This window comes from Pseudoalteromonas sp. R86517, assembly GCF_042466295.1.
Classification (GTDB): domain Bacteria; phylum Pseudomonadota; class Gammaproteobacteria; order Enterobacterales; family Alteromonadaceae; genus Pseudoalteromonas; species Pseudoalteromonas atlantica.
This window is the reverse complement of sequence record NZ_JAXHCB010000001.1, coordinates 1,281,673-1,308,208: the sequence shown is the minus strand read 5'-3', so window position 1 is coordinate 1,308,208 and position 26,536 is coordinate 1,281,673. Positions and strand designations below refer to the sequence as shown.

Genomic DNA, 26,536 nt, shown 5'->3' with positions numbered 1-26,536 from the left:
CGATTCAATACTAAACACTTCTTGAAAACCTACTACATCAGGCGTGTACTCATTTAAATAATCCACAATCCAACGCTGTTTGCGTGCCCATTGCTCTGCGGTATAAATTTTTTCAAAATCGTAATACGCATTAGGCGGCTCAAGGTAGTTAAATAAATTAAACGTGGCTATTTTAAATTGCGTGTTTTTTACTACAGGCTCGTTTAAATCAGCGGCAGGTTCAGCCTCAAGCGTAGTGTGATGTAAAGTCGATTCAAAATTACTGATAACAATAGCCTAGCGAATAAAAGTGCATTAATTATACCCTAAAGGGTTTAAAGTTCTAAACCGTGAATTATTCTCAACATGCAAATAAAGCCCTTTATTTACGCTATACTGCCCTCCTCGTTATTAGCGCACACATAGGTATTATGAACTACTCAAATTTTGGTACTAAATTTACACAACCCAACGGAATAACGCAGCTTATGGAAGATTTAGGCAGCGCTAACGCAAGCAATAATCCAAATATTGTTATGCTAGGTGGCGGTAACCCTGCACACGTACCACAGGTTAATGCTGTATTTTTAGATGAATTACAAAAGCTAGTAGCCAGTAATAAAGTATCGCAAGTATTTGGTTTGTACGACGGGCCAACTGGCAATGACGAATTTAGAGCGGCTCTTGCTAAACAGCTCAATAGCGAGTTTGACTGGGGCTTAACACCACAAAACATAGCACTGGGTAACGGCAGCCAAGCTAACTTTTTTGTATTGTTTAATATGCTTGCGGGCAAAATGAGCGATGGCACTAATAAGCGTATATTGTTTCCGCTTGCGCCTGAATACGTAGGTTACGCCGACCAAGGTTTATCTGATGATATGTTTGTGGCAATAAAACCCGACATCGAAATTTTAAATACCTTCAATGGCTCTAAGCAGTTTAAATATGTCATTGATTTTGACGCGGTAGAAAACGTATTAGCCAACGATACCAGTATTAGTGCACTGTGCGTATCGCGCCCTACCAACCCAACTGGTAATGTCATTACCGATGATGAAGTACGCCATCTAGACGCCCTTGCACACAAGTACAATATTCCCCTAATTATTGATAACGCCTACGGCGACCCCTTCCCAGGTTGTATTTACACCGATGCAAACCTTACGTGGAACTCAAATATTATATTATGTATGTCGCTTTCAAAACTGGGCTTGCCAGGCCTGCGCACTGGTATTGTGGTTGCTAATAACGAAATAATTAAAGCCATTGGCCGTGTTAACGGCTCTATGGTGTTATCGCCTAACGCTATTGGCCCAAGCTTAGTAACCCGCTTAATTAACGAAGGCGAATTACTGCCTTTGTGTAAAAATACGGTATTGCCTTTTTATAAAAATAAAGCAGAGATAGCCATAAACCTGTTTGATGAAATTTTTGCAGACTTACCTGTCTATTTGCATAAACTCGAAGGCGCGTTTTTTATGTGGCTATGGTTTAAAGACTCAAAAATAACCAGCGAAATGCTTTATCAAAAACTCAAAGAGCAAGATGTATATATAATTCCTGGGCATAACTTTTTTATTAGCATTGAAGATAGCTGGGAGCACAAACACCAGTGCGTACGCATTAACTACGCCAACGATGAAGCCACACTCAGAAAAGGCTTAGAGGCTATTAAGGCGCTTATTATGTAGCGCTTTAATTAACGTTATACATCGTATTTTAACGAGGTGGTTAACGCTTAGCGTTAGCCACTGTGTTTTTTATTTAACCTACTGTTTAGGGGCTAACGCCTTGGTTAACAGGGCAAACAGCAAGCCACCTAAAGCACCTGCTAGTAACTGCAAATAAAATCCCCATCCACGAGCGCCCGCTATAATATGAATATTCATAATCGACTCAATCGCCACTAAGACCACGGCAAAAGCAGTGATACCCGATGCCACAAATAACGCCATGCTGTATTTTTTAAACTTTTTAACAAGTAACACAACAGCAAAAAAAGCGATAGCCAAAGCAATAGCAATAATGGCGCCATAGGTAGGTAATAGCCCTAACCAATCATCTAGCGTTAAGTTAATACGGTCGCTTAAGCTGACCACTACACCCACATCAACTAATTGATTGACAACGTATTGGCTATGAAACAAGCTAGCAAGCGTAAAGGTAAATAACCAAGAAACTAAAAATATAGGGAGTAAACGTGTTAAAAATGGCATGGTTATCTCAACTTAAAATAAAGCTTTTTTCTTACAGTAGCAAAGGCTTGCAATGTAAACAACGACTCTCTCAATTAGCGCTATGGCTGTTTGTAGGGCTATTTGCTTCTGCAGCCAGTGCAGCTACATTACCTAAAGAGCAGTACAGTACCCACACAGTTGCTACAAAATTAAATTCGCCGTGGAGCATGGTTAAACTGCCAAATGATACATGGCTAATTACAGAGCGCGACGGCCACGTTGTTATTGTAAAAAACAATCAGCAAATTAGAGTAAATTTAAACCTTGAAGGTTTATACGTTGCAGGCCAAGGCGGCTTACTTGATATAGTGCTCTCGCCTAATTTTAACACCAGCAAAGAAGTTATATTTACCTACGCACAAGGCACAGCTGAGGCTAATCGCCTAGTAATTGCAAAAGCTACCTTTAATGGCACCGGCTTTTCAACGCCTGTTATTATTTACACAGTAGCGACTGATAAAAATACCCCACAACACTACGCTGGCCGCGCCCTCTTTTTACCCGACAACACTCTACTGTTTTCAACTGGTGATGGCTTTGATTTTAGAGAGCAAGCACAAGTAATAACCAGCCAAATGGGCAAACTATTACGCATAAACCTAGATGGCACTATTCCAAAAGATAACCCGTTTATTAATCACAAAAACCCCCATGCACACACTGTTTACTCGCTTGGTCACCGAAACCCACAGGGCTTAGTGTATGATTACGATACCGAGCAAATTGTTAGCCACGAGCACGGCCCCGCCGGTGGCGATGAGTTAAATTACTTAACGCCAGCTACCAACTACGGCTGGCCGGTGATCACCTACGGTGACGATTACTCGCAAGCGCGCATATCTCCTTTTAGAGATTACCCCGGCATGCAAAAGCCAAGCGTAGATTGGACGCCATCAATCGCCCCGTCAGGCATGGCGTATTACGGCACTAAACACGCCGCATTCCCTTCACTTCAAAAACATGTGCTCATTACCACGCTTGTAGATAAAAAGCTCTTCAGCGTTAATCTGGCTAATGGCAAATTCACACAATCACACGTATTCCCAGAAACAACAGGACGATTAAGGGATGTGTATGTAACCACTGAGGGTAATGTAGCGATATTAATGGATGGGAAATATGCTGAGCTGGTGTTGGTAAAGCCAAAGTAGCTCACAAAGAGGATTAGAGGCGCTTTGCTATAATAGCGGCTTAAGGGAGCCGCTTTAATCACTCACAATCAGACAATGGTTCACTAATTGTCAGTGTATTAGTACTAAAATCTAATCTAGCTTGGTATTTCCTAAAAAATGGAGAGCCTAATAACCCATGTATTGTATCGCCACCACCAGCGGCCTGTACATGGTCTAGGTTGAGTGATACAAACTCTGTACTTTCATACAACTGGCCTGCCAATTCAAATTTTAAAACGTCTATTAAGCCTATTTCGTGTTTGGATGTACCTAAACCTGCGGCATTTTCCTCGCTTAGTTCTTCTTGTATTCCAAGCTTGTTTATACATGCTCTATCTAAAACAGATGCACCCGCCGCTGTATCTAAAATTAAACGTACTGTATACCCGTTTATTTTAGCCTGAATAATTTGATGGCCTGTTTCTGTTACTTCAAATTGCAAGCTTGTGGTTTTAGCTAATTCCATAATGTTCCTTATTTAGGTTAATTGAAACACACTCTACTACAGTTCCCCTATAAAACAACTGTATAAATAGTAAGACAGTGGCTTTTCACTTACTTCCCATTTGTAGTTAAAATATGGCCGAGATTTTTAAAGCTATAAATACAAAAACTAATTTTATTAAAGCCTATTAATTTACAACGAGGGGTCAGTTTTTAGAGGAAAATAGCGGCTTGAATAAGCCGCCTGAATTAATTTGAGTTGTTAATATTAAGTAAAGTTTTGAAATTTACGATCTCTTAAAGGAAGGTATCAACTTTTAGCTAATCTGCATTTTTTCACTTCCATTATAAGTAACCCAACGGAAGCAATCAGCAAGCCTAATTGAGATTGATTGAAATAATTTTCACTAATACTTTGTTGCATTATATTTTCAGGTGTAATAAATATGTACTGTAATAAAGAATAGATAAACCAATAAGCACCAATGCCAACTATACCGATGCCAGAGGTTAGGCCTAGAAATCCCATAGTTTTAAATAATGCTTTATTAATCCAGTTTTCAAAGTTTTCTTCAGAATCGTTTTTTTGAGAATTGCTAGATTCACTCCCTTCAATTGCTCTAACTTCATTTACAGGGTTCTCCTCAATAATATGGGTTACAATTCCTAAACTGTTTAATTTACCTTGAATCTTTTCAGCATTAAGCAATTCTAGATTACTTTTAAGTGTATAAACGGTACCATTATATAGTAACTCTGGCTTTGTTATATTAAGTAATCGACTTAAAAGGGCTGTTATATTATCTTTAGAGTTTTCATTCAATATTTGCCCCTTAAAAATAACTTTATAGAGTTCCATCTTATTGCCTCTTTAATCTTAGGTATTGTGACACGTAATTAAATTCGAATATAATAGGTTTGAATAATTACTAGTAAAATTCACTTGTTTGAAGCTAATTTTATCTTAAGTAGCCAAAAATAGTATCAATTTAACAACTAATAAAAGTCTTGAAATTGATGGGAAAATACATTGTGAGTAAGAAGTTTTTCCTCATGGTTGAGGTTCAATTCTGAACCGTATGTATGCCCTCTTAAGTATTTATATTTAAAAAACACATGGCCTTTGGAATTTCGCATTCCAATAAAGGATCTATTATATAAATCTTTCAACACTTCATATCCATCCAAACTGCTGCCATCAAAAAATTCTATAAGATCACTTATCTTTGACTCATTTTTATGGATTGATTTTAAAACTTTCATTATTAACTTAATATCAGACACTGTATAAAATGATGAAAGCTCATTTTGAAACTCTCGGTAAATATGCTGTCCATAACAACGTGCTAAATCTAGTGTTTCCTGTTGTGTAAGGGGATATTTATACTTTTCTTTACTTAAAGGTTCAAAAAATGCAATTAAATCTCTCGGCCTACAGAAAGTTTTATCTATAATATCCTTGAACAATGTATTGGTTAAATTCACCCATGACGCATTTTCGATACCTTGTGCTTCCTTAAATGCTCTTCTAATTCTTCGTTCAATAAATGACTTTAACTCAGGAGTGTCATCGGCTTTAGAGTACCAGTTAAGGTGAGTACTATATGATGAAAAAAGATTATTTAAATCACTCTCCCTGCTTGATAAAAGCCGTTCAACATCATCGCGTAATAATATTATGCATTTAAACTGATATTTAACCCACTTGTGATTTATTTGCTTAGTAGCTCGTAACAAAGATATTAAATTAGAAACACTTTCGCTATTTGAAGAATTAAAGCCGATATCAAGATCATCAAAAATTAAACAATAAGAGTTTTCGTTTGCAGTTCTGAAAGCGCAAGATAATAATTTATCAATAACTTTTTCTAGGTCAGGTAGGATTTCATATATAGAGGGGCTATTCCTCACCTGCTTAATTGAGGTTAACCCGTTGTTTTTCATGAAGAATTTAAGAGGCTTCGCATCAATACCGAATTCAACATTATTTCCTCTAGAACCGTTAAACTCTTCATTGACAACCTTTCTTTCCGTAATTTTTATACCTCCCCTATTTAGCTCAATAAACTCTTTTAGCTTCTCAAATGACTTTAAATCTCCAAATAAACATTCTTGATTAAGTAATAATTCTATTAATTTAACCATAACTAGCCATTTATAAAAATCTAGACTGAGAACACTTCCTGTTTCTAGTCCTTGTAAATTAAGCTCTCTCTCTATAGAGTCATGTTTTATTATGCTACATTCATCAGTAGGTTCGTTATTCATCGTATAGAAAATGTAACTAGCTAGTGCGCTTTTACCCGCTCCTTTTCGTCCTATAACAATAAACTTCTGGCTAGTTAACTCATCTAAAACTCCAAGATCATCATCAAAAACATCAACAAGCTTAACAGAAGAAGATTCATTTGACTCTCCTTCAGCCTCCATAACTCCTAAGTTAATCTTCGAGTTTTTTTTATTTTTTTTAAAAAACACAACTACTTCTCCTTGAGTGTGTATACATTAAAGCTAATTTTTTATTATAAACTATTTTTACTTATCACAATTTAAAAGTCTCTACGTTGCAATAATTTTACTAAAATTTTCTCTTGAAAATCTTTAATAATAAACCAAATATCAGTTTTATATTATTACTCTTAAACCATTCGAGTTTATCATTTTTTAAATTATCAAATAAAAAGCCGCTGTTCATGATAAACAGCGGCTTTTCTACTTAAAGCTGATAGCTAAAAACTGACAGCTCGTTTTTTAAGCTTTCCCAATCACTTCAAGTCCACCCATGTATGGGCGTAATACTTCTGGTACAACTACTGAACCATCGGCTTGTTGGTAGTTTTCTAGTATGGCTACGAGTGTACGGCCAACGGCTAAACCTGAGCCATTTAGTGTATGTAGTAACTCTGGCTTTTTAGCACCTTCACGGCGAAAACGTGCTTGCATACGGCGCGCTTGGAAATCGACCATATTTGAACAAGACGAAATTTCGCGGTAGGTATCTTGTGCCGGTAACCATACTTCTAAGTCGTATGTTTTAGCAGCGCCAAAGCCCATGTCGCCCATACATAAAATTACTTTACGGTATGGTAGTTCTAGCGCTTGTAAAATTTGCTCTGCGTGACCTGTTAGCTCTTCAAGCGCTTGCATTGAATCTTCTGGTTTTACTAGTTGAACTAGTTCAACTTTATCAAACTGATGCTGGCGAATTAAGCCGCGTGTATCACGACCGTAGCTGCCCGCTTCACTTCTAAAACACGGCGTGTGCGCAGTTAAGCGAATCGGTAAATCGCTTTCTTCGTAAATCTCATCGCGTGCGCTATTAGTAAGCGGTACTTCTGCTGTAGGGATTAAGCTAAAGCCAGCTTGTTGTTCACCGTCGTCGTTTACTAGGCCTAATGTGTGGAATAAGTCGCCTGCAAACTTAGGTAATTGGCTTGTGCCGTAAAGGCTTGCGCTATTTACTAAGTACGGTACATACATTTCTGTATAGCCGTTTTTATCTGTGTGGGTATCTAGCATGTATTGCGTAAGTGCACGGTGCATACGCGCTACTTGGCCGCGCATTACTGTAAAGCGTGCGCCACTAATTTTTACGCCCATTTCAAAGTCTAGGCCGTTTAGGTCTTGGCCTACGTCTACGTGATCTTTTACTTCAAAGTCGTACTTTTTAGGCGTGCCCCAGGTAAGTATTTCAACGTTGTCGTCTTCATCAGCGCCTTCTGGTACTGATTCGTCTGGCAAGTTTGGAATTGCTAAAGCAATGTCGTTAATGGCGTTGAGTACTTCATCTTGCGCTTTTTTAGTTGCGTCTAATTCGCTACCTAAATTTGCCACTGCGTCTAGTAGTGGTTGTGCGTCTTCGCCTTTTGCTTTTGCTTGGCCAATGGCTTTAGCACTGGCATTACGTTGACTTTGAAGCTCTTGCGTTTTTACTTGTAATGTTTTGCGTTGTTCTTCAAGTTCTGTCACTTTTGCAACATCAAGCTCGTAGCCACGAGCCGCTAAGCGTGCTGCAGTTTGCTCAACGTCTTGTCGTAAATATTTAGAATCTAACATGTTAGTTTTTTAACCTTTTTGCATTACCAGCTGAAGGCCCAGCCAAGCCATAAAAATACAGATCATCACATTTAAGATGATATTGAGGGCCATTTTAATAAAGTGACCTTGTTGTAATAACAACAACGAGTCCATTGAGAATGTTGAAAAGGTGGTTAACGCACCTAAAAAGCCAATACCAATAAGGGTTTTAGCGGGGCTTGTGGCGATAATTTCTTTCTCTATCAAACCGTACAAAATGCCCATTAACAATGAACCCAGAATATTAACCGTCAACGTGCCAAAAGGGAATCCCCTACCAAGGAGTTTTAGCATGGTTTCGCTAATAAAAAATCGTAAACAGGCTCCTGAGGCGCCGCCAAGGGCGATCATCATATAAAGTTTAATCATTTTCGTATCGTTTAAGTGGGCTTTGCGCGTCGCGTTCTTTTAAGTAATCAAGCTTTTGCTTAATTTTTTGCTCAAGGCCACGATCGCTCGGTAAATAATAGTGTTTGTCTTGAATTTCTGGCGGTAAATATTTTTCACCAGCGGCAAAGGCACCCTCTTCGTTATGTGCGTAGCGATACTCGGCACCATAGCCTAAATCTTTCATTAGGTTTGTAGGCGCGTTTCGTAAATGCTCTGGCACTGGGTAACTTGGCTCGTTTTTGGCATCTGCCTTTGCTTGGTTAAATGCCATATAAACGGCATTACTTTTAGGTGCGCTGGCTAAATATAAAGTGGCTTGAGCAATGGCGCGTTCGCCCTCGCTTGGGCCTACACGCTGAAATATATCCCATGCGTTTAACGCCACTTCCATTGCCCGTGGGTCGGCATTACCTATGTCTTCTGTGGCAATGGCAAGTAAACGCCTTGCTACATAAAGTGGGTCGCCGCCGCCGGCTAAAATACGGCAATACCAATACAGCGCGCCATCGGGTGAGCTGCCTCGTACTGACTTATGAAAAGCCGATATTAAATCGTAAAATTCATCGCCGCCTTTATCGTATTTAGCTAAATGGGTTGGCAGTACTTGGCTTAATACGTGCTCATCTACGTTGTATGTGCCGTTTTGCTCACTCGTTAAATCAACCGCTTGCTCAAGCAGGTTTAACACTTTACGGGCATCGCCGCCGCTTGCTTGGCAAAGCGCCTGTTTGGCGTTATCGGCAATAACAATATTTTTTTGGTTTAGTTGCTCATCTTGCTTAAGTGCGCGCTCTATCACTGTGTATAGGTCGGTATCGGCTAGCGACTTTAAAACATACACGCGTGCACGCGATAAAATCGCATTATTAAGTGCAAATGAAGGGTTTTCGGTTGTCGCACCTACAAATATAAAAGTGCCGTCTTCTATATGTGGTAAAAATGCATCTTGCTGCGATTTATTAAAACGGTGTACTTCATCCACAAACATTAAGGTGCGTTGCCCGCGGCTTTGTAGGTTATCGTGCGCTTGCGTTACGCTGTCGCGAATATCTTTTACGCCTGCGGTCACAGCCGACATTTGTATAAGTTCGGCATCGGCGTGGTTTGCAATAATTTGCGCAAGAGTGGTTTTACCTACCCCAGGCGGCCCCCATAAAATTAAGCTGTGGCAACGCCCTGCAACAATGGCTTGGTGCAAGGGTTTGTCGCTACTTAATAAATGCTGCTGACCGATGTATTCGTCAAGCGTTGTTGGGCGCATACGCGCCGCAAGTGGGCGTACATCGGGCCCAAAATTAAAGCCTAAATTATTCACCGTTACTCTGATCGTCTATTTCTACACCCTCTGGTGGGGTAAATTCAAAGGTGCTTGTATCAAGCGCGGTATTTACTTGTGCATTGTTAAAACTAAACGATGAAAGCTGACCAGAATTATCCGTCACAACTAACTTAGCAAGGCCTTGCTCGTTACCTGCAAAGGTAATATCAAGTTGCTCTACTTGGCTCTCTACGCCTTTATTTGGCGTTACACTAAAGCCAGACTCTGTGGCTTGAACGCTGTATTTTTCCCATTGTGCGGGATCTTTTGAAGTAAGCAGTACAAACGGTGTTGAATCTATAAGGCTATGGGTATCCATAATAGTTACTTGCTCAGCAAAGCTGTCGAAGTAATAGGTTTTGTCACCATTTGATACAAATAAGGTATCGTCTGGGTTTGTTTGCTGCCAGCGGATCATCATAGGTTGTTTAAGGGCAATTGTGCCCTCGCCTTGCATAACCGCTTGTCCTTGCGGATCGGTTACGTTTTGAGAAAACTGCGCTTTAAAACTTTTAAGGGTTGCGAGTTTGTCTTGCAGTGCTTGGCTGTCATCAGCAAAGCTAGGCGTGGCAATTAAACTGCCAAGCACTAATAATAAACTGTTTAACTGTTTCATTAATTTGCTCCATTAGGTACTAATACATCGCGAGCGCCGTTATGGCCTGGTGAACTCACGATACCCGATGTTTCCATTTGTTCTACTAGTCGTGCTGCGCGGTTATAGCCAACACGTAATTTACGTTGTACTGATGATACCGATACTTTGCCGGTTTCGATTACAAACGCAACGGCTTCGTCGTATAGCGGATCTGACTCTTCATCTGCATTTTCACTGGTTTCACCTGGTAATAAAACATCTTCTGTTGCATCACCATTTAAAATTTCATCAATGTAATTAGGTTTACCGCGTGCTTTCCAATCGTTTACTACCGCATGTACTTCATGGTCGTCTACAAATGCGCCATGCACACGCTCTGGTACGCTTGTGCCTGGCGGTAAGTAAAGCATATCACCCATTCCGAGTAAGTTTTCTGCGCCTTGTTGATCCAATATGGTACGCGAGTCTATTTTACTTGATACCTGAAACGCCATACGCGTAGGTATATTGGCTTTAATTAAGCCGGTAATTACATCTACCGATGGGCGCTGTGTTGCAAGTACTAAATGTATACCTGCGGCACGTGCTTTTTGCGCAATACGGGCAATTAGCTCTTCAACTTTTTTACCTACAATCATCATCATGTCGGCAAATTCGTCTATTACTACCACTATGCTCGGTAGTTTATCTAACTCGTCTGGGCCTTCTTTCATGCCGTCGGTGTCTTTAAATAATGGGTCAAGAATTGGGTAACCCGCTTCTTTGGCCTCAAGTACTTTTTGGTTGTAACCTTTTAAGTTACGTACACCCAACGCCGACATTAATTTATAACGGCGTTCCATTTCGCCTACACACCAACGTAGTGCGTTAGCGGCTTCTTTCATGTCTGTAACTACTTCACACAATAGGTGCGGAATCCCTTCGTAAACCGAAAGCTCAAGCATTTTCGGGTCAATCATGATCATACGAACATCATCAGGGCCCGATTTGTACAGTAAGCTTAATATCATTACATTAACGCCCACTGACTTACCTGAACCTGTGGTACCCGCTACCAGTAAATGGGGCATTTTACCTAAATCGGCACACACAGGTTGCCCTGCAATATCTTTACCTAACACCATGGTTAGTGGCGATGGATTTTGCTCAAATTTAGGGGCGTTAATTACCTCAGATAAACGTACAATTTCGCGGTATTTGTTAGGCAGCTCTATCCCTATGTAAGTTTTACCTGGGATCACCTCAACCACACGTACACTAATTGCCGATAACGAACGGGCTAAATCTTTTGATAAACCAGTAATTTTAGACACCTTTATACCCGGTGCTAAATCAAGCTCAAAACGTGTTACAACTGGGCCTGGGTATACGCCAACCACTTTTGCTTGTACGTTAAAGTCGAGTAATTTTGTTTCAACAAGACGCGACACGCTTTCAAGCTCTTCTTCCGATATCGGGTTTTTTGCTTTATCCGGTCTGTCGAGTAAATCAAGCGACGGTAATGGCCCTGGCGGTGGCTCTTTATCTAGTAACTCTTCAAACTTTTCTTTTGCTGTTGGCGGTGGCTGATATGCAGGTTTTGGCTTAGGCATAGGCCTTGCTGGCGATACCACCGTGGTAACCGGTTTTTCAGGCTCAACAACTTGGCTTTGATCAAGCGCATTAAGTGCAGCCGCTGTATCCATAGGCTCATCATCTATGGCGCTAAAGCCAATTTCTTGGTCGAGTATATCGTCTAGCTCATCAAATGGGCTGTAGTCATCACTAATTTGCGGCTCGCTAAAGGTAGGCTGCTCTTTAGTAATGGCTTTTTGTTTAGCCGGTTTTTTACTTTTTGCCGGCTCTTGTTCAAATTCTGATGATTGCTCGAGTGTGGCATCGCTTTGCTCATAATCGTTAGGGTCATCATTAAATTGCGCATCGGCTTGCACCGGATTTGCCGCAATACGCTCTCGTTGCATCCAACCTTGGGCGTAATTAGCAGTGTAACGGTAGCCTCTAACCACTAAATCGCCGAGGTAGTCTACAAATTCAACCCACGACACACCGGTTAATAAAGTAAGCCCAGCAAAAAAGAAGCACAATAATAGTATAGAGGTACCGGTAAAGTTAAATGCCGGCATCATGGCCGATGCAATCACATCGCCCACTACCCCACCGGATGAAAAGTTATAAATATCATCAAAGTTAATACTGCTGATTGCCGTTGCTGAGGTAATAAATAAAGCAAAGCCAATAACACGCAAGGCAAGTGTGGTGTAATCGAGCTGTAAAATACGATGAGGTTGTTTAAATAATAAATAGCCAAACAGCTGAATAGCGGCTGGCACTAAATAAGCAAGCCAACCAAATGAGAGTAATAATATATCGGCCACCCAAGCACCAGCAGTGCCTGTAATATTTTTTACGTTTCTAAATTCACCCGTTTGCGACCACGCAGGGTCAGCGGGATCAAAGCTGATTAAAGCACATAAAATGAATATTGCCGCAAAGGTACTGATGATCAGCCCTGTTTCTAATAGTCTTTGCACACCGTTTAGGCGCATAACTTCCTATCCCTCTTTATTGTTCTATTGGCACTTGCTTGCAATCAAATACCTTAGCAGGAAATGCAATTTGATGCACTTTATCTTAATGTGTATGGCCTGATTATGAACAAGTTTTTATAAATTAGAGTGTGTTAATCTTTTGCGGTTAAATTTAAGCAATGTAAGGGCGAATAATTACGCCGTCTTCACCTTTTACTTCTTCCATTACTACATAAGTGCGGCTCTCACTCACGTTTGGCAGCTTTAAAAGAATGTCTCCTAATACACCGCGGTATTCTGACATATCGTTTACGCGTGTTTTTAATAAAAAATCAAAATTACCCGATACCAAGTGACACTCAATTATCTCTTCGTGCTGTTTAACCGCCGCACTAAACTCATCAAATACGTCGGGCGATGTTTTGGTAATGGTTACCTCAACATACACAGATAAGCCTTGGCCAAGCTTTGCTGGATCAACCACCGCTTTGTAGCCAAGTATATAACCTTCACGTTCTAACTTTTTTACGCGTTCCAGACAGGGCGTGGCGCTCAGGCCAACTCGTCGGGCCAGTTCTACATTAGAAAGGCGTCCATCGTGCTGTAATTCCATTAAAATTTTACGGTCAATTCTATCTAATAACTGATGCATACACCCAACTAGTTTAATATTCTGTTTATTTTTATTATTTAGATAATAACACTGCCTATCCTTTTAAAAAAGGTGAGACACACTACCTTATGATGAATATAATAGTGAAAAATGTTAATCCGTTCTTAATAAGGCAAATTTTATGATTATTGGTGTACCTAAAGAAATTAAAAACCATGAATACCGTGTAGGTATGGTTCCTGCGAGTGTTCGTGAATTAGTAAATCACGGCCACCAAGTGATTGTTGAAACAGATGCAGGTATGGGCATTGGTTTTACTAACGAAGATTACACACAAGCTGGCGCTGAAATTTTAGCCACTGCAGCTGATGTTTTTGCAAAAGCAGACATGATCGTAAAAGTAAAAGAGCCACAAGCTGTTGAGCGTGCAATGCTACGCGAAGATCAAATTTTATTTACTTACCTTCACCTTGCACCTGATCTTCCACAAACTGAAGACCTTGTTAAAAGCAAAGCGATTTGTATTGCTTACGAAACAGTTACCGATGCACGTGGCGGCTTACCGCTTCTTGCACCAATGAGTGAAGTAGCAGGTCGTATGTCTATTCAGGCCGGTGCACAAGCGCTTGAAAAATCTAACCTCGGCCGTGGCATGTTACTAGGTGGCGTACCAGGCGTTGAAGCAGCTAAAGTAGTTGTTATTGGCGGCGGCATGGTGGGTCGTAGCGCAGCGCAAATGGCTGTTGGCATGGGCGCAGACGTTGTAGTACTTGACCGCAACATCGATGTACTTCGTGCACTAGACGCGCAATTTGGTAACAAAGTTAAAGCGATTTACTCAACAGCTGACGCACTAGAAAAACACGTACTAGAAGCTGACTTAGTAATTGGTGGTGTACTAATTCCAGGTGCAGCAGCGCCTAAACTAGTAACAGCCGATCACATTAAAGCAATGAAGCCAGGCTCTGCAATTGTTGATGTTGCTATTGACCAAGGTGGTTGTATTGCAACTTCTAAAGCAACAACACACGCTGATCCTACATACATTGTTGATGAAGTTGTTCACTACTGTGTTGCTAACATGCCAGGTGCTGTACCACGTACGTCTACCTTTGCACTTAACAATGCAACATTGCCGTTTATTATTAACCTTGCAAACAAAGGTTACAAAAAAGCACTACTAGATGACGCGCACTTCTTAAAAGGCTTAAACGTAATTAAAGGCCAAGTAACTTACAAAGAAGTAGCTGAAGCGTTCAACATGGAATATGTTGACCCTCGCACTGCAGTAGAAAACGCGTAATTTTGCGTTTAGTCGTTAGGTGTTATTGAATAAAATAGTTACCTAACTACAAGCAATAAAAAAGCAGCTAATTAGCTGCTTTTTTTGTATCTTAATTTTGACTATATAAATTAATTTATATAAAACGCTTAATTATAAAATCAACTTTTACGCGTTTAGCCTGACCAAGCAGCTTTTTAACCGGTTGCGGGTAATTTTCTACTGTTTCTAAATCATTTGGCCCAGTTAAACGGCGGCAGTGTTTTAAAATTTCCTGCTTTTCATTATCTATGGCTTGCATAATACTTTGCTGTGGGTCTTCAATTAAAATACCGTTTTCGATATCAAGGCCCCACGCTCGTGGATTAAGGTTATGGCCGCTTAATAAGTGGCGTTGTCGGTCGGCGCAAATACCTTTTAAGTGAAACGAGTTACTCTCGTGCTTCCATAAATACACGTTTAAATTGCCGTTATCTATATGGCGCTTTTGCGATTTTACAAATTTATGCAAAATAGTTTCGTATAAATACGGGAGTGCACCAATTTTACTAAACGGCTCACTTGGCGGCAGATAAAAATCGTTTGCGGTTTTATCACCTACTACAATGGTTACTTGCTTACCTTGTTTTAATAATCGACGTAGTGAGCGCATAAGCGGTGCCGGAAAATTAAAATACGGTGTGTAAAGTACGAGCTCTTGTTCTGTGGTATCAAACAAGTTTTTAATTAATCGGTTAAGGCTATTATTACGACGCCCTAAACCTAAAAACAAACGCACACCGAGTGGGTCGGTATTGGGCGTAGTTGGGTTTGCATAACTGGCCGACTTTAGCTCGCGCATTAATTGTTTTTGTTCAAATTTAAAGTCTATTAAGCGCTTAAGCGGGCGTGTATCAATACGTGGCACGGCTTGCGAGCCAATTAGCTTAGACTCAATAAAATCAACCACAGAGTCACACAGTGCTGCTTGGTCAACTAAAAAGTAACGGTCGAGCCTGTAGCGTTCGTTGTATTGTAAGTACACGTTATTTAAGCTTGCGCCGCTGTATAATAAAGTATCATCTACAACAAAACCTTTAAGGTGTAACACACCAAACAACTCTTTGGCTTTAACCGGTACACCGTAAACTTGTACGTTTGATTTAAATTTTTCTAAATAGTCACAATATAAACTTGCGTTACCGTCTGATTTTTTTGCACCAATAAGACCACGTTGAGCACGATGAAAATCAACCAACACTTTTATTTCAAGGTTGGGGTTTGCCAACGACACACGATGCAGCGCTTCAAGTATTTCGCGCCCTGCTTCGTCATCTTGTAAATAAAGTGCCGTAATGTAGATTCTTTTTTTTGCATTGCTAATTAAACGTAGCAATTGCGTACGGTACTCTTGTGCGTTGGTTAAGACGTTAACGTCTTTTGAAGTCAACCCAAATGCGGGTTTTTCCTGCCAAAATAACATAGTTGCCTATTCACTAAGGTCACATAATCTATCAGTGACAAATAAAATTAGGTAAAACATATCAAAAAAATACTAACGGGTCATGAATTAACGAAGCTTTGTTGCTCATCTGTTTGTTTTTTAGCCTTTACACGGGCTTTTTTATCGTTCCAGGCAAAGTCAGTACATAATATTGCACAGCTTTTAATTTTGTCAGAAAAAAATATTCACATAATTTGTTTACTTGTGCCTTGTTTTTCTTAGAATCGAAGCCATTAAGTTCAGTATTAAACGTTTAGGAAAAGATCATGACTGAAGCAAAACACTCTAAGTTACTAATTTTAGGCTCTGGCCCTGCAGGTTACACTGCCGCAGTATACGCTGCACGTGCAAATTTAAACCCCGTTTTAATTACCGGCATTCAACAAGGTGGCCAATTAACGACCACAACTGAAGTTGAAAACTGGCCAGGCGATGCGCACGGTTTAACAGGCCCTGCATTAATGGACCGTATGAAAGAGCACGCTGAGCGCTTTGAAACGGAAATTGTGTTTGACCACATTAATAAAGTAGATGTGTCTAAGCGCCCTTTCACGCTTACTGGCGACCAAGGTACTTACACATGTGATGCATTAATTATTGCCACTGGAGCATCGGCTAAATACTTAGGCTTAGAGTCTGAAACTAATTTTCAAGGTCGTGGTGTATCTGCATGTGCTACATGTGATGGTTTTTTCTATAAAGGGCGTAAAGTTGCCGTTGTAGGTGGTGGTAACACTGCTGTAGAAGAAGCGCTTTACTTATCTAACATTGCGGATGAAGTACACGTTATTCACCGTCGTGATAGCTTCCGCAGTGAAAAAATTCTTGCTGATCGCCTTAACGAAAAAGCGCAAAATGGTAACGTAGTAATGCACTACAACCGTACGCTAGACGAAGTACTTGGCGATGACATGGGTGTAACTGGCGTACGCATTAAAGATACACAATCTGATGCTACCGAAGAGCTTGATTTAGCGGGTGTGTTTATTGCTATCGGCCATAAGCCAAACACCGATATGTTTGAAGGCCAACTAGAAATGAAAGACGGCTATTTAGTGGTTGAGTCTGGTCTAAACGGTAACGCTACACAAACAAGTGTACCTGGCGTATTTGCCGCAGGTGATGTGTCTGATCATATTTACCGTCAAGCAATTACGTCTGCAGGTACAGGCTGTATGGCAGCCCTAGATGCAGAGCGTTTCTTAGATAACCTATAAACGCTACAAAATTAATAAAGGCTGCTAGTTCAGCCTTTTTTTATGCCTAAAATATAGTTACACTTTTATGATAATTAATAAGTTAAGCCCTCTATGAGAAACCAGCTATACCAACTAAGTGAAACCGATATAGCATTTCCAAATCCCGAATATGCACTTACCTCCCCCGATGGACTGCTTGCCATAGGCGGCGATTTATCTGTAAAGCGCTTAAGTAATGCCTATAAAATGGGTATTTTCCCGTGGTTTAGCGAAGGTGAGCCCATTATGTGGTGGTCGCCAAGTGAACGCGGCATTGTAGAGCTAAATGACTTTCATATAAGTAAAAGCTTGCGTAAACATTTAAAAAAGCACCCTGTTAAAGTAACTGTTAACAATGCCTTTGCTGAGGTGATAGAAGCGTGCTGTGAGCAACGTATAGACACCGAAGGCACATGGATAACAAACGACATGTTAAGCGCTTATATTGCTGCACATGACGCTAATATTGCACATAGTGTTGAAGTATGGCAAGACGGCGAACTTGCCGGTGGGCTGTATGGCATTATGCAAAATGGCGTTTTTTGTGGCGAGTCGATGTTTCATCATCAAACTAATTGCTCAAAACTGGCCATGTGGGCGTTAGTTAATTGGTTAAAACGCCATAACGCACATTTTATTGACTGCCAACTAGAAAACCCATATTTAACCTCTTTAGGCGCAAAAGTGATCCCTCGCTCAGAATTTTTGACTAAACTTAAACGAGCAAATGCTTACACCCTCAACTCAACCATGTGGCAACCACAGGAGTTAACAGCAATTTATGAGTGAACACATTCCTGCACGCGTTGGTCTTAGCCAAGAGTTTGCTTGTAGCTATTTACCTGACAGGCAAGAGCAATTATTGGTAATACTTGACCCAACCTGTTACAGCACGCATAAATTTGAGATGCTTCTATCGCTCGGTTTTAGGCGCAGTGGTAACCAAATTTATCGACCGCACTGCCCTTCGTGTAGCGCCTGCAACTCGGTGCGCGTGTTAGCCCAAGAGTTTACCCCTTCAAAGTCACAAAAAAGAAAACTAAATAAAGTAAAAGCAAACTTTGAGGTTAAATATACACACGCTAAGCGCGAAGAATATTACCCACTTTATAGTAAATACATTTCAATGCGCCACAGCGATGGCACTATGTTTCCGCCTAATTTAGAACAGTTTCAAAGCTTTTTATTTTGTAGTTGGTTAGAAATAACGTTTATTGAGCTTTGGCACCAAGACACTTTAGTTGCAGTGGCCGTAACAGATTGCATGGATAACGCTGTTTCGGCTATTTATACGTTTTTCGATCCCGACTTTGAACACTACAGTTTAGGGACTGTGATGATTTTACAGCAGCTCGAATTTGCCAAACAGCAAAATAAAGAATTTGTGTATTTGGGCTACCAAATCGATGAATGCACCAAAATGAAATACAAAACTCAGTTTTTACCCGCGCAAAAACACGTTAATGACCAGTGGTTGGCTATTTAATTTGCAAAAATGCCCGCTGCGCCTTTACTTATTGGCGTATTTTGGGCAAAATCTGCAGCGTTTAACTATTAAAGAGGTGTTACGCTAAACATGGCGAAAGAAGACGTAATCGAAATGCAAGGGACAGTCCTTGATACTTTACCAAATACAATGTTCCGAGTTGAGCTAGAAAATGGTCACGTAGTTGTGGCTCATATTTCAGGTAAAATGCGCAAAAACTATATCCGTATTTTAACCGGCGATAAAGTAACGGTAGAAATGACTCCTTACGATTTATCGAAAGGACGTATCGTATTCCGTGCTCGCTAAGTGCGTAAACGAGATTTAGTTTTTGGCTAGTGAATAACTAGCTTAAAGCGTTTATTAAATGTAATTGATGGTACTGACTAGCAATTACATTTAATAAACAAAAAACCCAGCTTTTGCTGGGTTTTTTGTTGTCTATAAAAAAGCACAAAAAAGCCCACGCATATCGCGTAGGCTAGTTTATATACCCATCCGCATAATTAAGTTATTTATTTTGCGGATGGGTACTATAAGTGAATACACTTATTTAAGCGGGTGTTAAATTACTTTCATAGTCAAAGTTAATTTTCTTATCTTTAACTGATACTTTAACAGTACCGCCATCAACCAGTTCACCAAAGAGTATTTCGTTAGCCAATGGCTTTTTAAGCTCATCTTGAATAACACGTGCCATTGGACGTGCACCCATTGCTTTATCGTAGCCTTTATCTGCTAACCACTCTCGGGCCTTAGAGGTCAGCTCAAGGTTAACTGACTTCTTATCTAATTGTGCTTGCAGCTCAACTACAAATTTATCGACCACTTGCAAGATAACGTCTTTTTCAAGGTGGTTAAACCAAATAATATTATCTAAGCGGTTTCTAAATTCAGGTGAAAATACCTTGTTAATTTCACTCATTGCATCGTGCGTATGATCTTGCTCGGTAAAGCCAATCGATTTACGTGTGGTTTCTTGCACGCCGGCATTCGTTGTCATAACCACCACCACGTTTCTAAAGTCGGCTTTACGACCATTGTTATCGGTTAACGTACCGTGATCCATTACTTGCAGTAGTATGTTGTAAATATCTGGATGGGCTTTTTCAATTTCATCCAATAATACAACTGCATGCGGGTTTTTAATAACGGCTTCGGTAAGTAAGCCACCTTGTTCAAAACCAACATACCCAGGAGGCGCACCAATTAAACGGCTTACTGCATGGCGCTCAACGTACTCTGACATATCAAAGCGGATAAACTCAACGCCCATACATTTAGCGAGCTGTTTAGTAACCTCGGTTTTACCTACACCCGTTGGCCCCGCAAATAAGAACGAGCCTACTGGCTTATCTTCGTTTGCAAGCCCCGAGCGAGATAAACGAATCGCAGATGTTAGCGCGTCGATAGACTGATCTTGCCCAAACACTAACATTTTAAGATTACGATCAAGATTTTTAAGCGTTTCTTTATCGGTCGATGACACGCTTTGAGCTGGAATACGCGCCATTTTAGCAATAATCGATTCAATATCTGATACACCAATGGTTTTTTTGCGTTTAGAGCTTGGCTGCAAACGTTGGTTGGCACCGGCTTCATCTATTACATCAATGGCTTTATCAGGTAAATGACGCTCATTAATGTATTTAGCACTTAGTTCAGCAGCTGCTTTTAATGCTTTTTGCGTGTAACGAATACCATGGTGTTCTTCATAACGCTCTTTTAAACCATTTAAAATTTTAGTGGTATCGGCCACACTTGGTTCAAGTACATCAATTTTTTGGAAACGACGCACTAACGCACGGTCTTTTTCAAATATATTTTTGTATTCATTGTAAGTGGTTGAGCCCATACAACGTAACTGCCCGCTTGAAAGCAGCGGTTTAAGTAAGTTAGAGGCATCCATAACACCACCCGATGCAGCACCTGCACCAATAATAGTGTGTATTTCATCAATAAATAAAATTGAATTAGGTTTTGCTTGTAACTCTTTTAATAAGCTCTTAAAGCGTTTTTCAAAGTCGCCACGGTACTTAGTACCGGCAAGCAATGCGCCCATATCAAGCGAATAAACAACAGCATCGGCAATCACTTCAGGCACTTGTTCATTAACAATGCGGTACGCAAGGCCCTCTGCAATGGCTGTTTTACCTACCCCAGCTTCACCAACAAGTAGTGGGTTATTCTTTTTACGACGACATAAAACTTGCACGGTGCGCTCTACTTCGCTGTCGCGCCCTACTAATGGGTCAATGTTACCGTCTTTGGCTTGGGCATTTAAATTAGTGGTAAAGCTATCTAACTTACTTGCCTCTTCGTTTTGAACCTCTTGTACTTCTTCATGAATATCGTCAGTGTCATCTCCTAACTCATCATCCGTTTTAGAAATACCATGAGAAATAAAATTCACTATATCTAAGCGAGAAATATCGCTTTTCTTAAGTAAATAAACCGCTTGGCTTTCTTGTTCAGAAAAAATAGCAACGAGCACGTTAACGCCTGTAACTTCGTTTTTACCAGATGATTGAACATGAAAAACCGCACGTTGAAGCACGCGTTGAAAGCCCAGTGTTGGTTGGGTTTCGCGTTCTTCTTCTAAATCGGGTATAACCGGTGTGGTTTCGTCTATGAATTCTAATAGTTCGGTTTTTAAACCAGAAATATCAACACCGCAGGCGTTTAGCGCTTCGCCTGCTGAAGGGTTATCTAAAAGCGCAAGTAAAAGGTGTTCTACCGTCATAAACTCATGGCGGCGTGTACGCGCTTCACGAAACGCGGCATTTAACGTTAGTTCTAAGTCTTTGTTTAGCATTGGCAACCCCTTACTGAGATAATTATTTTATACCACAACAATGAGATGATTGATCACCTAATTGGTATTTATTCCTGCTCACAACTACAAAGCAGTGGATGCTCGTTATCCCGTGCATAACGGTTAACTTGTTCCGCTTTGGTATGGGCTACATCGGCGCTAAATACACCGCATATCCCTTTACCTTTTTCGTGAACTTGTAGCATCACATCAGTTGCTCTATCGCTATCCATATTGAAAAACGTCATTAGAACTTCTATTACAAAGTCCATTGGCGTGTAGTCGTCGTTATTTAAAACAACTTTGTATTTTCGCGGTGGCTGCAGCTTTTGCTTTTCACTATCGCGAACTGTGTCGATGACACCTGAATCTTTCATACCACTCATAATTAAATATAGTCTTGTCTTTAGAACTCAAGCAAACTTGAATAAAAAATAAATTAAATGTTAAAAAAATACCACAAAACACTTGACTGACTGGCCAAATAAACTACAGTCAGAAGTAGATTGATTAATCCTTAGTCAGTCTAGCAAATTATACGGTTTAGAATAACTAAATTAGTCAACTTATAGAAGGATGTAGAAGTATGGCTTGTGGTAAAGTCAAATGGTTCAACAACGCCAAAGGTTTTGGTTTCATCGTAGAAGACGGCTGCGAGAATGATATTTTCGCTCATTACTCAACGATTGTAATGGACGGTTATAAGACACTTAAAGCTGGTCAGGATGTAACATTCGAGCTAGAACAAGGCCCTAAGGGCTTACACGCTAAAAACATTGCGCCTAACGGCGACATTTTAGAGTGATCAAAAATTTGTTCGACTAAAGCGAGCGACCTAATTTAGATCCTCGCTTAATTCCCCACTTACCACTCAACTCTCTTCTTATTACTAAATTGCTCCTGTACACGCTAAATTCAACCCTTTTCCTTGATTTTATTTTATATACCCCAATGTTCTAACAGTTACCTGCTAATTAAGGCTGTTCAAAAGCGCAAGCGCTAGCCCTTTTTAAACAAGCTTGTTACACTCTTGTTGCTAAATTACGCGGTTACATTTTAGCTTATGCTTTTACGCGGCTAAAATACGTGTACTTTGCAACCTATAAAAATCAGTTAGTCAGGTGTGACTATTCTGCCTTTTGGCATATTAAGAGTACCGACACCTAACAAACTGCTTATTAACGCAACCATGCGCTAATGAGTTTCTTTGCATTGTTGAATACGGCCACTGCGGCCTACTATCTAGGAATGATGATGACATCAAAAATTATCTACACTAAAACGGACGAAGCTCCGGCGCTAGCAACCTACTCGTTGCTACCAATTATCCAAGCCTATACAAATGCGGCAGGTGTTGAAGTTGAAACTCGCGATATCTCATTAGCAGGTCGTGTAATTGCAAACTTCGCTGATTACCTTACTGAAGAGCAACGCATTGGCGATGCGCTTGCAGAGCTTGGCGAACTTGCAAAAACACCAGAAGCAAACATCATCAAATTACCAAATATCAGTGCGTCTATACCGCAGTTACGCGCTGTAATTAAAGAGCTTCAAGAAAAAGGCTACGCACTACCAGAGTACCCTGCTGAGCCTAAAAATGATGAAGAAGCTAAAATTAAAGCAACTTACGACAAAATCAAAGGCAGTGCTGTAAACCCAGTATTGCGTGAAGGTAATTCAGATCGTCGTGCACCAGGTTCTGTTAAAGAATATGCACGCAATAACCCTCATTCAATGGGTGCGTGGAGCAAAGACTCACAATCATACGTTGCGAGCATGAGCGAAGGTGACTTCTTTGGTTCTGAGCAATCTGTAACTGTTGATGCAGCAACTGATGTACGTATTGAGCACGTAGCGACTAATGGCGATGTGACTGTACTTAAACAAAGCACGCCGCTAATTGCTGGCGAAGTAATTGATGCATCGCGCATTAGCGCAGCTAAACTACAAGCGTTTTTAGCAGCAGAAATTGATGCAGCTAAAGAAAAAGGCGTATTATTTTCGCTTCACATGAAAGCGACAATGATGAAAGTATCTGACCCTATTATTTTTGGTCATGCGGTAAAAGTTTTCTACAAAGACGTATTTGCTAAACACGGCGAGCTTTTTGAAGAGCTAGGTGTTGATGTAAATAACGGTTTAGGCGACGTTTATTCTAAAATTCAAACATTAGATGATGCTAAGCGCGAAGAAATTGAAGCAGACATTCAAGCGGTTTACGCTGAGCGTCCTGCTATTGCAATGGTTGATTCTGACCGTGGTATTACTAACTTACACGTTCCAAGCGATGTGATCATTGATGCGTCTATGCCTGCTGCCATTCGTTCAAGCGGTCAAATGTGGAACAACGACGGTAAACTACAAGACACTAGCTTTGTGATCCCAGATCGTAGCTACTCAAGCGTTTACCAAGCTACAATTGATTTTTGTAAAGAAAACGGCGCGTTCGATCCTACCACTATGGGTAGCGTACCAAACGTAGGCCTAATGGCTCAAAAAGCAGAAGAATACGGTTCTCACGATAAAACGTTTGAAGCAAAAGCGGATGGTTCTATTCGTGTTGTTGATGCAAATGGCACAACATTACTTGAGCACACTGTTGAGCAAGGCGATATTTGGAGAATGTGTCAGGTTAAAGACGCACCAATCCAAGATTGGGTTAAGCTTGCTGTAAACCGCGCACGTGCGACGGGCGTACCTGCTATTTTCTGGTTAGATGAAAACCGTGCTCACGATGCAGAGCTTATTAAAAAAGTAAACAAATACTTACCAGATCACGATACTGATGGCCTAGACATTCAAATTTTAGCACCGCTTGAAGCAACTTTATTCTCATTAGCGCGTATTAAAGAAGGTAAAGACACTATCTCTGTAACGGGTAACGTATTACGTGACTACCTAACAGATTTATTCCCAATTTTAGAGCTGGGTACCAGTGCTAAAATGCTTTCTATTGTGCCACTAATGAACGGTGGTGGCTTATTTGAAACTGGCGCAGGTGGTTCAGCACCTAAGCATGTTCAACAGTTCGAAAAAGAAAACCACTTACGTTGGGATTCGTTAGGCGAGTTTTTAGCACTAGCGGCTTCGCTTGAGCACCTAAGCGTGAATACAGGCAACAAAAAAGCACAAGTACTTGCTGATACGCTAGATAAAGCAACAGGTACGTTCTTAGCTGAAAACAAGTCGCCTTCACGTAAAGTAAAAGAAATTGATAACCGTGGTTCTCACTTCTTCTTATCTTTATTCTGGGCACAAGAGCTGGCTAAGCAAGACGAAGACAGCGAGCTTAAAGCGCAATTTACACAAATTGCGAGCGATTTAGAAACGCAAAAAGAGCAAATCGTAAGCGAGCTTAACGATGCGCAAGGTCCTTCAATGGATATTGGTGGTTACTTCCAACCAAACGATGATGCAGCGTTTAAAGCAATGCGCCCAAGTGCAACGTTTAACGAAATTTTATCTAAATTAGTATAATTTTAGATTAAATTAAAAAACCGCTTACGTTTAAACTAAGCGGTTTTTTTGTGTCTTTATTTTATATAAAAAGGCCGCTACTTTAACTTTAAAGTAGCGACCTTTAATAATTAACCTGAATTTTGGATAATTAAAGCTATATTAATTATTTTGTATATGCACGCGGCATAGATGATTCAGTGGTATAGCGCTCACGCAGTTTATCTTGGCGCGACTGCGTAGATACTTCTTCACCGTTAATAATCATTTTACTAACGTGCGAGCTTAGCTCAAACGGGTCGTTGCTCCACATTACTACATCAGCGGCTTTACCAACTTCAATGCTGCCGGCATTAATATTAAACACACTCGCCACATTAGATGTAACGGCCTCTAATGCGCCTTGTTGGCTCATCCCATATGATACGGCATTGCCTGCATCAAATCGAAGTTGATAAATATTATGACTGGCATCGCCACCCACAGTTAAAATAACTTTTACCCCAGCTTTTTCAAGCGCGGCTGCGTTATCTAAACTGGCATGTAAAGAGTCAAAGCTTGAAGGTAAGCTATCCATAGCACTCATAATTACTGGTACTTGCGCTTTAGCAATCTGCTCTTTAACAACAACGGCATCTTGTGCGCCATTGAGCACTAAATTAATACCAAATTGCTCTTTAACTTTAAGTAGCTCAATAATATCAGCCGCACGAGATACACCCACAACAAGTGGCATATCGCCGCTAAGTACTTTAACCATTACTTTATCTTCAGTACTTGGGGTGCTGTCGTCGTCTTTTTTAGGCTTTTTAGCTGCTTTTGTTTGGTGCTCTTCAAGCTTATTAATTAGCGTTTGCAATGTAAATGCGCGCGAGCCCTTACTGCGCTCACCTAAATAAACCACTAATGCAGCTTGTTTTTGTATGTCGCCTTGTAAATCACCGCTTAAATCAACAACGCTTGCTAAGCCCGAAAAAATACTATCGCCACCATGCGGGGTAATTACATCGCGGGTTACACCGCCTTTACGTGCATACGGGATAAGGCTTGAGTGAGCGTTATAAGCAAGGCTTACATCAAAATCAATGCCTGCTTTTTCTTCGCCTGCATCGCGTGAGCCTGCAACTGCACTTACTTCCACTAAGCCAAGTTGATTAATGCTAGCAATAAAACCTGGGGTTACAATTTGCCCATTTGCATCAATAACTTTATCTGCTTGTACTTGCTGTGGATTAATAGCGGTAATTTTACCGTTATCCATAACAATGCTGGCATTTTCTAAAACACCTTGCTCGGTTGCGGTATGCAGCGTGGCATTAATAATAGCAAGCGATTGTGCATTGGCTGCACCTGAGGCTAATAGTCCGGCAGCAACCAGAGATAGCGAAAACGAACGTGATAAATTTTTCATTCTGGG

The 26,536-nt window shown here is 40.5% G+C and carries 23 protein-coding genes; 9 read left to right on the top strand and 14 right to left on the bottom strand.

Annotated features, from left to right (window positions below; translation table 11 throughout):
- Window positions 1–410 precede the first annotated feature (410 nt).
- A complete protein-coding gene (locus SJY38_RS05860; protein ID WP_377109387.1) occupies window positions 411–1,673 on the top strand; it encodes a valine--pyruvate transaminase in 1,263 nt (420 codons plus the stop codon).
- 78 nt (window positions 1,674–1,751) lie between these two features.
- Here the strand turns inward: SJY38_RS05860 and SJY38_RS05855 are convergent, their stop codons facing one another.
- Window positions 1,752–2,198, bottom strand: a complete 447-nt coding sequence (locus SJY38_RS05855) for a hypothetical protein (protein WP_054982602.1) — start codon at window positions 2,196–2,198, stop codon at window positions 1,752–1,754.
- Between SJY38_RS05855 and SJY38_RS05850 the strand changes: the two genes are divergently transcribed.
- Window positions 2,183–3,370 (top strand): PQQ-dependent sugar dehydrogenase, encoded by a 1,188-nt coding sequence (locus SJY38_RS05850; RefSeq protein WP_377109386.1) that lies wholly within the window; start codon window positions 2,183–2,185, stop codon window positions 3,368–3,370. The two genes, SJY38_RS05855 and SJY38_RS05850, sit on opposite strands and share 16 nt — an antisense overlap.
- 58 nt (window positions 3,371–3,428) lie before the next feature.
- Here the strand turns inward: SJY38_RS05850 and SJY38_RS05845 are convergent, their stop codons facing one another.
- From SJY38_RS05845 to lrp, 9 genes are all read right to left on the bottom strand, one after another.
- Window positions 3,429–3,857 carry an aspartyl protease family protein gene (locus SJY38_RS05845; protein ID WP_377109385.1) on the bottom strand — a complete coding sequence of 143 codons (429 nt, stop codon included), beginning with the start codon at window positions 3,855–3,857 and terminating at the stop codon, window positions 3,429–3,431.
- 288 nt (window positions 3,858–4,145) lie between these two features.
- Window positions 4,146–4,694 (bottom strand): hypothetical protein, encoded by a 549-nt coding sequence (locus SJY38_RS05840; protein ID WP_377109384.1) that lies wholly within the window; start codon window positions 4,692–4,694, stop codon window positions 4,146–4,148.
- A gap of 137 nt (window positions 4,695–4,831) precedes the next feature.
- Window positions 4,832–6,313 (bottom strand): P-loop ATPase, Sll1717 family, encoded by a 1,482-nt coding sequence (locus tag SJY38_RS05835; RefSeq protein WP_377109383.1) that lies wholly within the window; start codon window positions 6,311–6,313, stop codon window positions 4,832–4,834.
- Window positions 6,314–6,586: 273 nt separating this feature from the next.
- On the bottom strand, window positions 6,587–7,891 hold the full coding sequence (gene serS / locus SJY38_RS05830) for a serine--tRNA ligase (RefSeq protein ID WP_055014307.1): 1,305 nt from the start codon (window positions 7,889–7,891) through the stop codon (window positions 6,587–6,589).
- A gap of 9 nt (window positions 7,892–7,900) precedes the next feature.
- Complete coding sequence (gene crcB, locus SJY38_RS05825) at window positions 7,901–8,281, bottom strand: fluoride efflux transporter CrcB (RefSeq protein WP_004586743.1); 381 nt, start codon at window positions 8,279–8,281, stop codon at window positions 7,901–7,903.
- Entirely contained in the window at window positions 8,274–9,617 is a 1,344-nt protein-coding gene (locus tag SJY38_RS05820) for a replication-associated recombination protein A (RefSeq protein ID WP_054982606.1), read from the bottom strand. The genes crcB and SJY38_RS05820 overlap by 8 nt, the downstream gene beginning before the upstream one ends.
- The gene (gene lolA, locus SJY38_RS05815; protein WP_377109382.1) at window positions 9,610–10,236 is read right to left on the bottom strand and encodes an outer membrane lipoprotein chaperone LolA; all 627 of its coding nucleotides are present in this window, start codon (window positions 10,234–10,236) and stop codon (window positions 9,610–9,612) included. Before lolA ends, SJY38_RS05820 begins: the two co-directional genes overlap by 8 nt.
- A complete protein-coding gene (locus SJY38_RS05810) occupies window positions 10,236–12,764 on the bottom strand; it encodes a DNA translocase FtsK 4TM domain-containing protein (RefSeq protein ID WP_377109381.1) in 2,529 nt (842 codons plus the stop codon). The genes lolA and SJY38_RS05810 overlap by 1 nt, the downstream gene beginning before the upstream one ends.
- Before the next feature lie 154 nt (window positions 12,765–12,918).
- Window positions 12,919–13,398: a leucine-responsive transcriptional regulator Lrp gene (gene lrp, locus SJY38_RS05805; protein WP_004586747.1), complete on the bottom strand. Its 480-nt coding sequence runs from the start codon at window positions 13,396–13,398 to the stop codon at window positions 12,919–12,921.
- A gap of 142 nt (window positions 13,399–13,540) precedes the next feature.
- On the opposite strand from lrp, the gene ald reads away from it, so the two are divergent.
- The gene (gene ald, locus SJY38_RS05800; protein WP_377109380.1) at window positions 13,541–14,662 is read left to right on the top strand and encodes an alanine dehydrogenase; all 1,122 of its coding nucleotides are present in this window, start codon (window positions 13,541–13,543) and stop codon (window positions 14,660–14,662) included.
- A 115-nt stretch (window positions 14,663–14,777) separates the two neighbouring features.
- On the opposite strand, the gene pssA is transcribed toward ald, so the two are convergent.
- Window positions 14,778–16,103 (bottom strand): CDP-diacylglycerol--serine O-phosphatidyltransferase, encoded by a 1,326-nt coding sequence (gene pssA / locus SJY38_RS05795; RefSeq protein WP_029772425.1) that lies wholly within the window; start codon window positions 16,101–16,103, stop codon window positions 14,778–14,780.
- A 287-nt stretch (window positions 16,104–16,390) separates the two neighbouring features.
- Here pssA and trxB point away from each other — a divergent pair, with 287 nt between their 5' ends.
- From trxB to infA, 4 genes are all read left to right on the top strand, one after another.
- Window positions 16,391–17,341 carry a thioredoxin-disulfide reductase gene (gene trxB, locus SJY38_RS05790; RefSeq protein WP_024033489.1) on the top strand — a complete coding sequence of 317 codons (951 nt, stop codon included), beginning with the start codon at window positions 16,391–16,393 and terminating at the stop codon, window positions 17,339–17,341.
- A gap of 93 nt (window positions 17,342–17,434) precedes the next feature.
- Window positions 17,435–18,151: a leucyl/phenylalanyl-tRNA--protein transferase gene (aat, locus tag SJY38_RS05785; protein ID WP_004586751.1), complete on the top strand. Its 717-nt coding sequence runs from the start codon at window positions 17,435–17,437 to the stop codon at window positions 18,149–18,151.
- Entirely contained in the window at window positions 18,144–18,848 is a 705-nt protein-coding gene (locus SJY38_RS05780) for an arginyltransferase (RefSeq protein WP_064385091.1), read from the top strand. Before aat ends, SJY38_RS05780 begins: the two co-directional genes overlap by 8 nt.
- 90 nt (window positions 18,849–18,938) lie before the next feature.
- On the top strand, window positions 18,939–19,157 hold the full coding sequence (infA, locus tag SJY38_RS05775; protein WP_002962494.1) for a translation initiation factor IF-1: 219 nt from the start codon (window positions 18,939–18,941) through the stop codon (window positions 19,155–19,157).
- A gap of 244 nt (window positions 19,158–19,401) precedes the next feature.
- On the opposite strand, the gene clpA is transcribed toward infA, so the two are convergent.
- Window positions 19,402–21,663: an ATP-dependent Clp protease ATP-binding subunit ClpA gene (clpA, locus tag SJY38_RS05770; RefSeq protein WP_004586753.1), complete on the bottom strand. Its 2,262-nt coding sequence runs from the start codon at window positions 21,661–21,663 to the stop codon at window positions 19,402–19,404.
- 68 nt (window positions 21,664–21,731) lie between these two features.
- Window positions 21,732–22,040 carry an ATP-dependent Clp protease adapter ClpS gene (gene clpS, locus SJY38_RS05765; RefSeq protein ID WP_004586754.1) on the bottom strand — a complete coding sequence of 103 codons (309 nt, stop codon included), beginning with the start codon at window positions 22,038–22,040 and terminating at the stop codon, window positions 21,732–21,734.
- A gap of 209 nt (window positions 22,041–22,249) precedes the next feature.
- On the opposite strand from clpS, the gene cspD reads away from it, so the two are divergent.
- Complete coding sequence (cspD, locus tag SJY38_RS05760; protein ID WP_004586755.1) at window positions 22,250–22,468, top strand: cold shock domain-containing protein CspD; 219 nt, start codon at window positions 22,250–22,252, stop codon at window positions 22,466–22,468.
- A gap of 449 nt (window positions 22,469–22,917) precedes the next feature.
- The gene (locus tag SJY38_RS05755; RefSeq protein WP_377109379.1) at window positions 22,918–25,140 is read left to right on the top strand and encodes an NADP-dependent isocitrate dehydrogenase; all 2,223 of its coding nucleotides are present in this window, start codon (window positions 22,918–22,920) and stop codon (window positions 25,138–25,140) included.
- A 145-nt stretch (window positions 25,141–25,285) separates the two neighbouring features.
- Here SJY38_RS05755 and SJY38_RS05750 read toward each other — a convergent pair whose 3' ends face one another.
- The gene (locus tag SJY38_RS05750; RefSeq protein WP_096041612.1) at window positions 25,286–26,530 is read right to left on the bottom strand and encodes an amidohydrolase family protein; all 1,245 of its coding nucleotides are present in this window, start codon (window positions 26,528–26,530) and stop codon (window positions 25,286–25,288) included.
- Between the last annotated feature and the right edge of the window lie 6 nt (window positions 26,531–26,536).

Bases quoted from the DNA above. Each gene is read 5' to 3' on its own strand.
- clpA (WP_004586753.1), bottom strand. From the start codon at position 21,663: ATGCTAAACAAAGACTTAGAACTAACGTTAAATGCCGCGTTTCGTGAA.
- clpS (WP_004586754.1), bottom strand. From the start codon at position 22,040: ATGAAAGATTCAGGTGTCATCGACACAGTTCGCGATAGTGAAAAGCAA.
- SJY38_RS05750 (WP_096041612.1), bottom strand. From the start codon at position 26,530: ATGAAAAATTTATCACGTTCGTTTTCGCTATCTCTGGTTGCTGCCGGA.
- SJY38_RS05845 (WP_377109385.1), bottom strand. From the start codon at position 3,857: ATGGAATTAGCTAAAACCACAAGCTTGCAATTTGAAGTAACAGAAACA.
- crcB (WP_004586743.1), bottom strand. From the start codon at position 8,281: ATGATTAAACTTTATATGATGATCGCCCTTGGCGGCGCCTCAGGAGCC.
- pssA (WP_029772425.1), bottom strand. From the start codon at position 16,103: ATGTTATTTTGGCAGGAAAAACCCGCATTTGGGTTGACTTCAAAAGAC.
- ald (WP_377109380.1), top strand. From the start codon at position 13,541: ATGATTATTGGTGTACCTAAAGAAATTAAAAACCATGAATACCGTGTA.
- SJY38_RS05855 (WP_054982602.1), bottom strand. From the start codon at position 2,198: ATGCCATTTTTAACACGTTTACTCCCTATATTTTTAGTTTCTTGGTTA.
- SJY38_RS05810 (WP_377109381.1), bottom strand. From the start codon at position 12,764: ATGCGCCTAAACGGTGTGCAAAGACTATTAGAAACAGGGCTGATCATC.
- lolA (WP_377109382.1), bottom strand. From the start codon at position 10,236: ATGAAACAGTTAAACAGTTTATTATTAGTGCTTGGCAGTTTAATTGCC.
- serS (WP_055014307.1), bottom strand. From the start codon at position 7,891: ATGTTAGATTCTAAATATTTACGACAAGACGTTGAGCAAACTGCAGCA.
- cspD (WP_004586755.1), top strand. From the start codon at position 22,250: ATGGCTTGTGGTAAAGTCAAATGGTTCAACAACGCCAAAGGTTTTGGT.
- trxB (WP_024033489.1), top strand. From the start codon at position 16,391: ATGACTGAAGCAAAACACTCTAAGTTACTAATTTTAGGCTCTGGCCCT.
- infA (WP_002962494.1), top strand. From the start codon at position 18,939: ATGGCGAAAGAAGACGTAATCGAAATGCAAGGGACAGTCCTTGATACT.
- aat (WP_004586751.1), top strand. From the start codon at position 17,435: ATGAGAAACCAGCTATACCAACTAAGTGAAACCGATATAGCATTTCCA.
- SJY38_RS05780 (WP_064385091.1), top strand. From the start codon at position 18,144: ATGAGTGAACACATTCCTGCACGCGTTGGTCTTAGCCAAGAGTTTGCT.
- lrp (WP_004586747.1), bottom strand. From the start codon at position 13,398: ATGCATCAGTTATTAGATAGAATTGACCGTAAAATTTTAATGGAATTA.
- SJY38_RS05860 (WP_377109387.1), top strand. From the start codon at position 411: ATGAACTACTCAAATTTTGGTACTAAATTTACACAACCCAACGGAATA.
- SJY38_RS05840 (WP_377109384.1), bottom strand. From the start codon at position 4,694: ATGGAACTCTATAAAGTTATTTTTAAGGGGCAAATATTGAATGAAAAC.
- SJY38_RS05755 (WP_377109379.1), top strand. From the start codon at position 22,918: ATGACATCAAAAATTATCTACACTAAAACGGACGAAGCTCCGGCGCTA.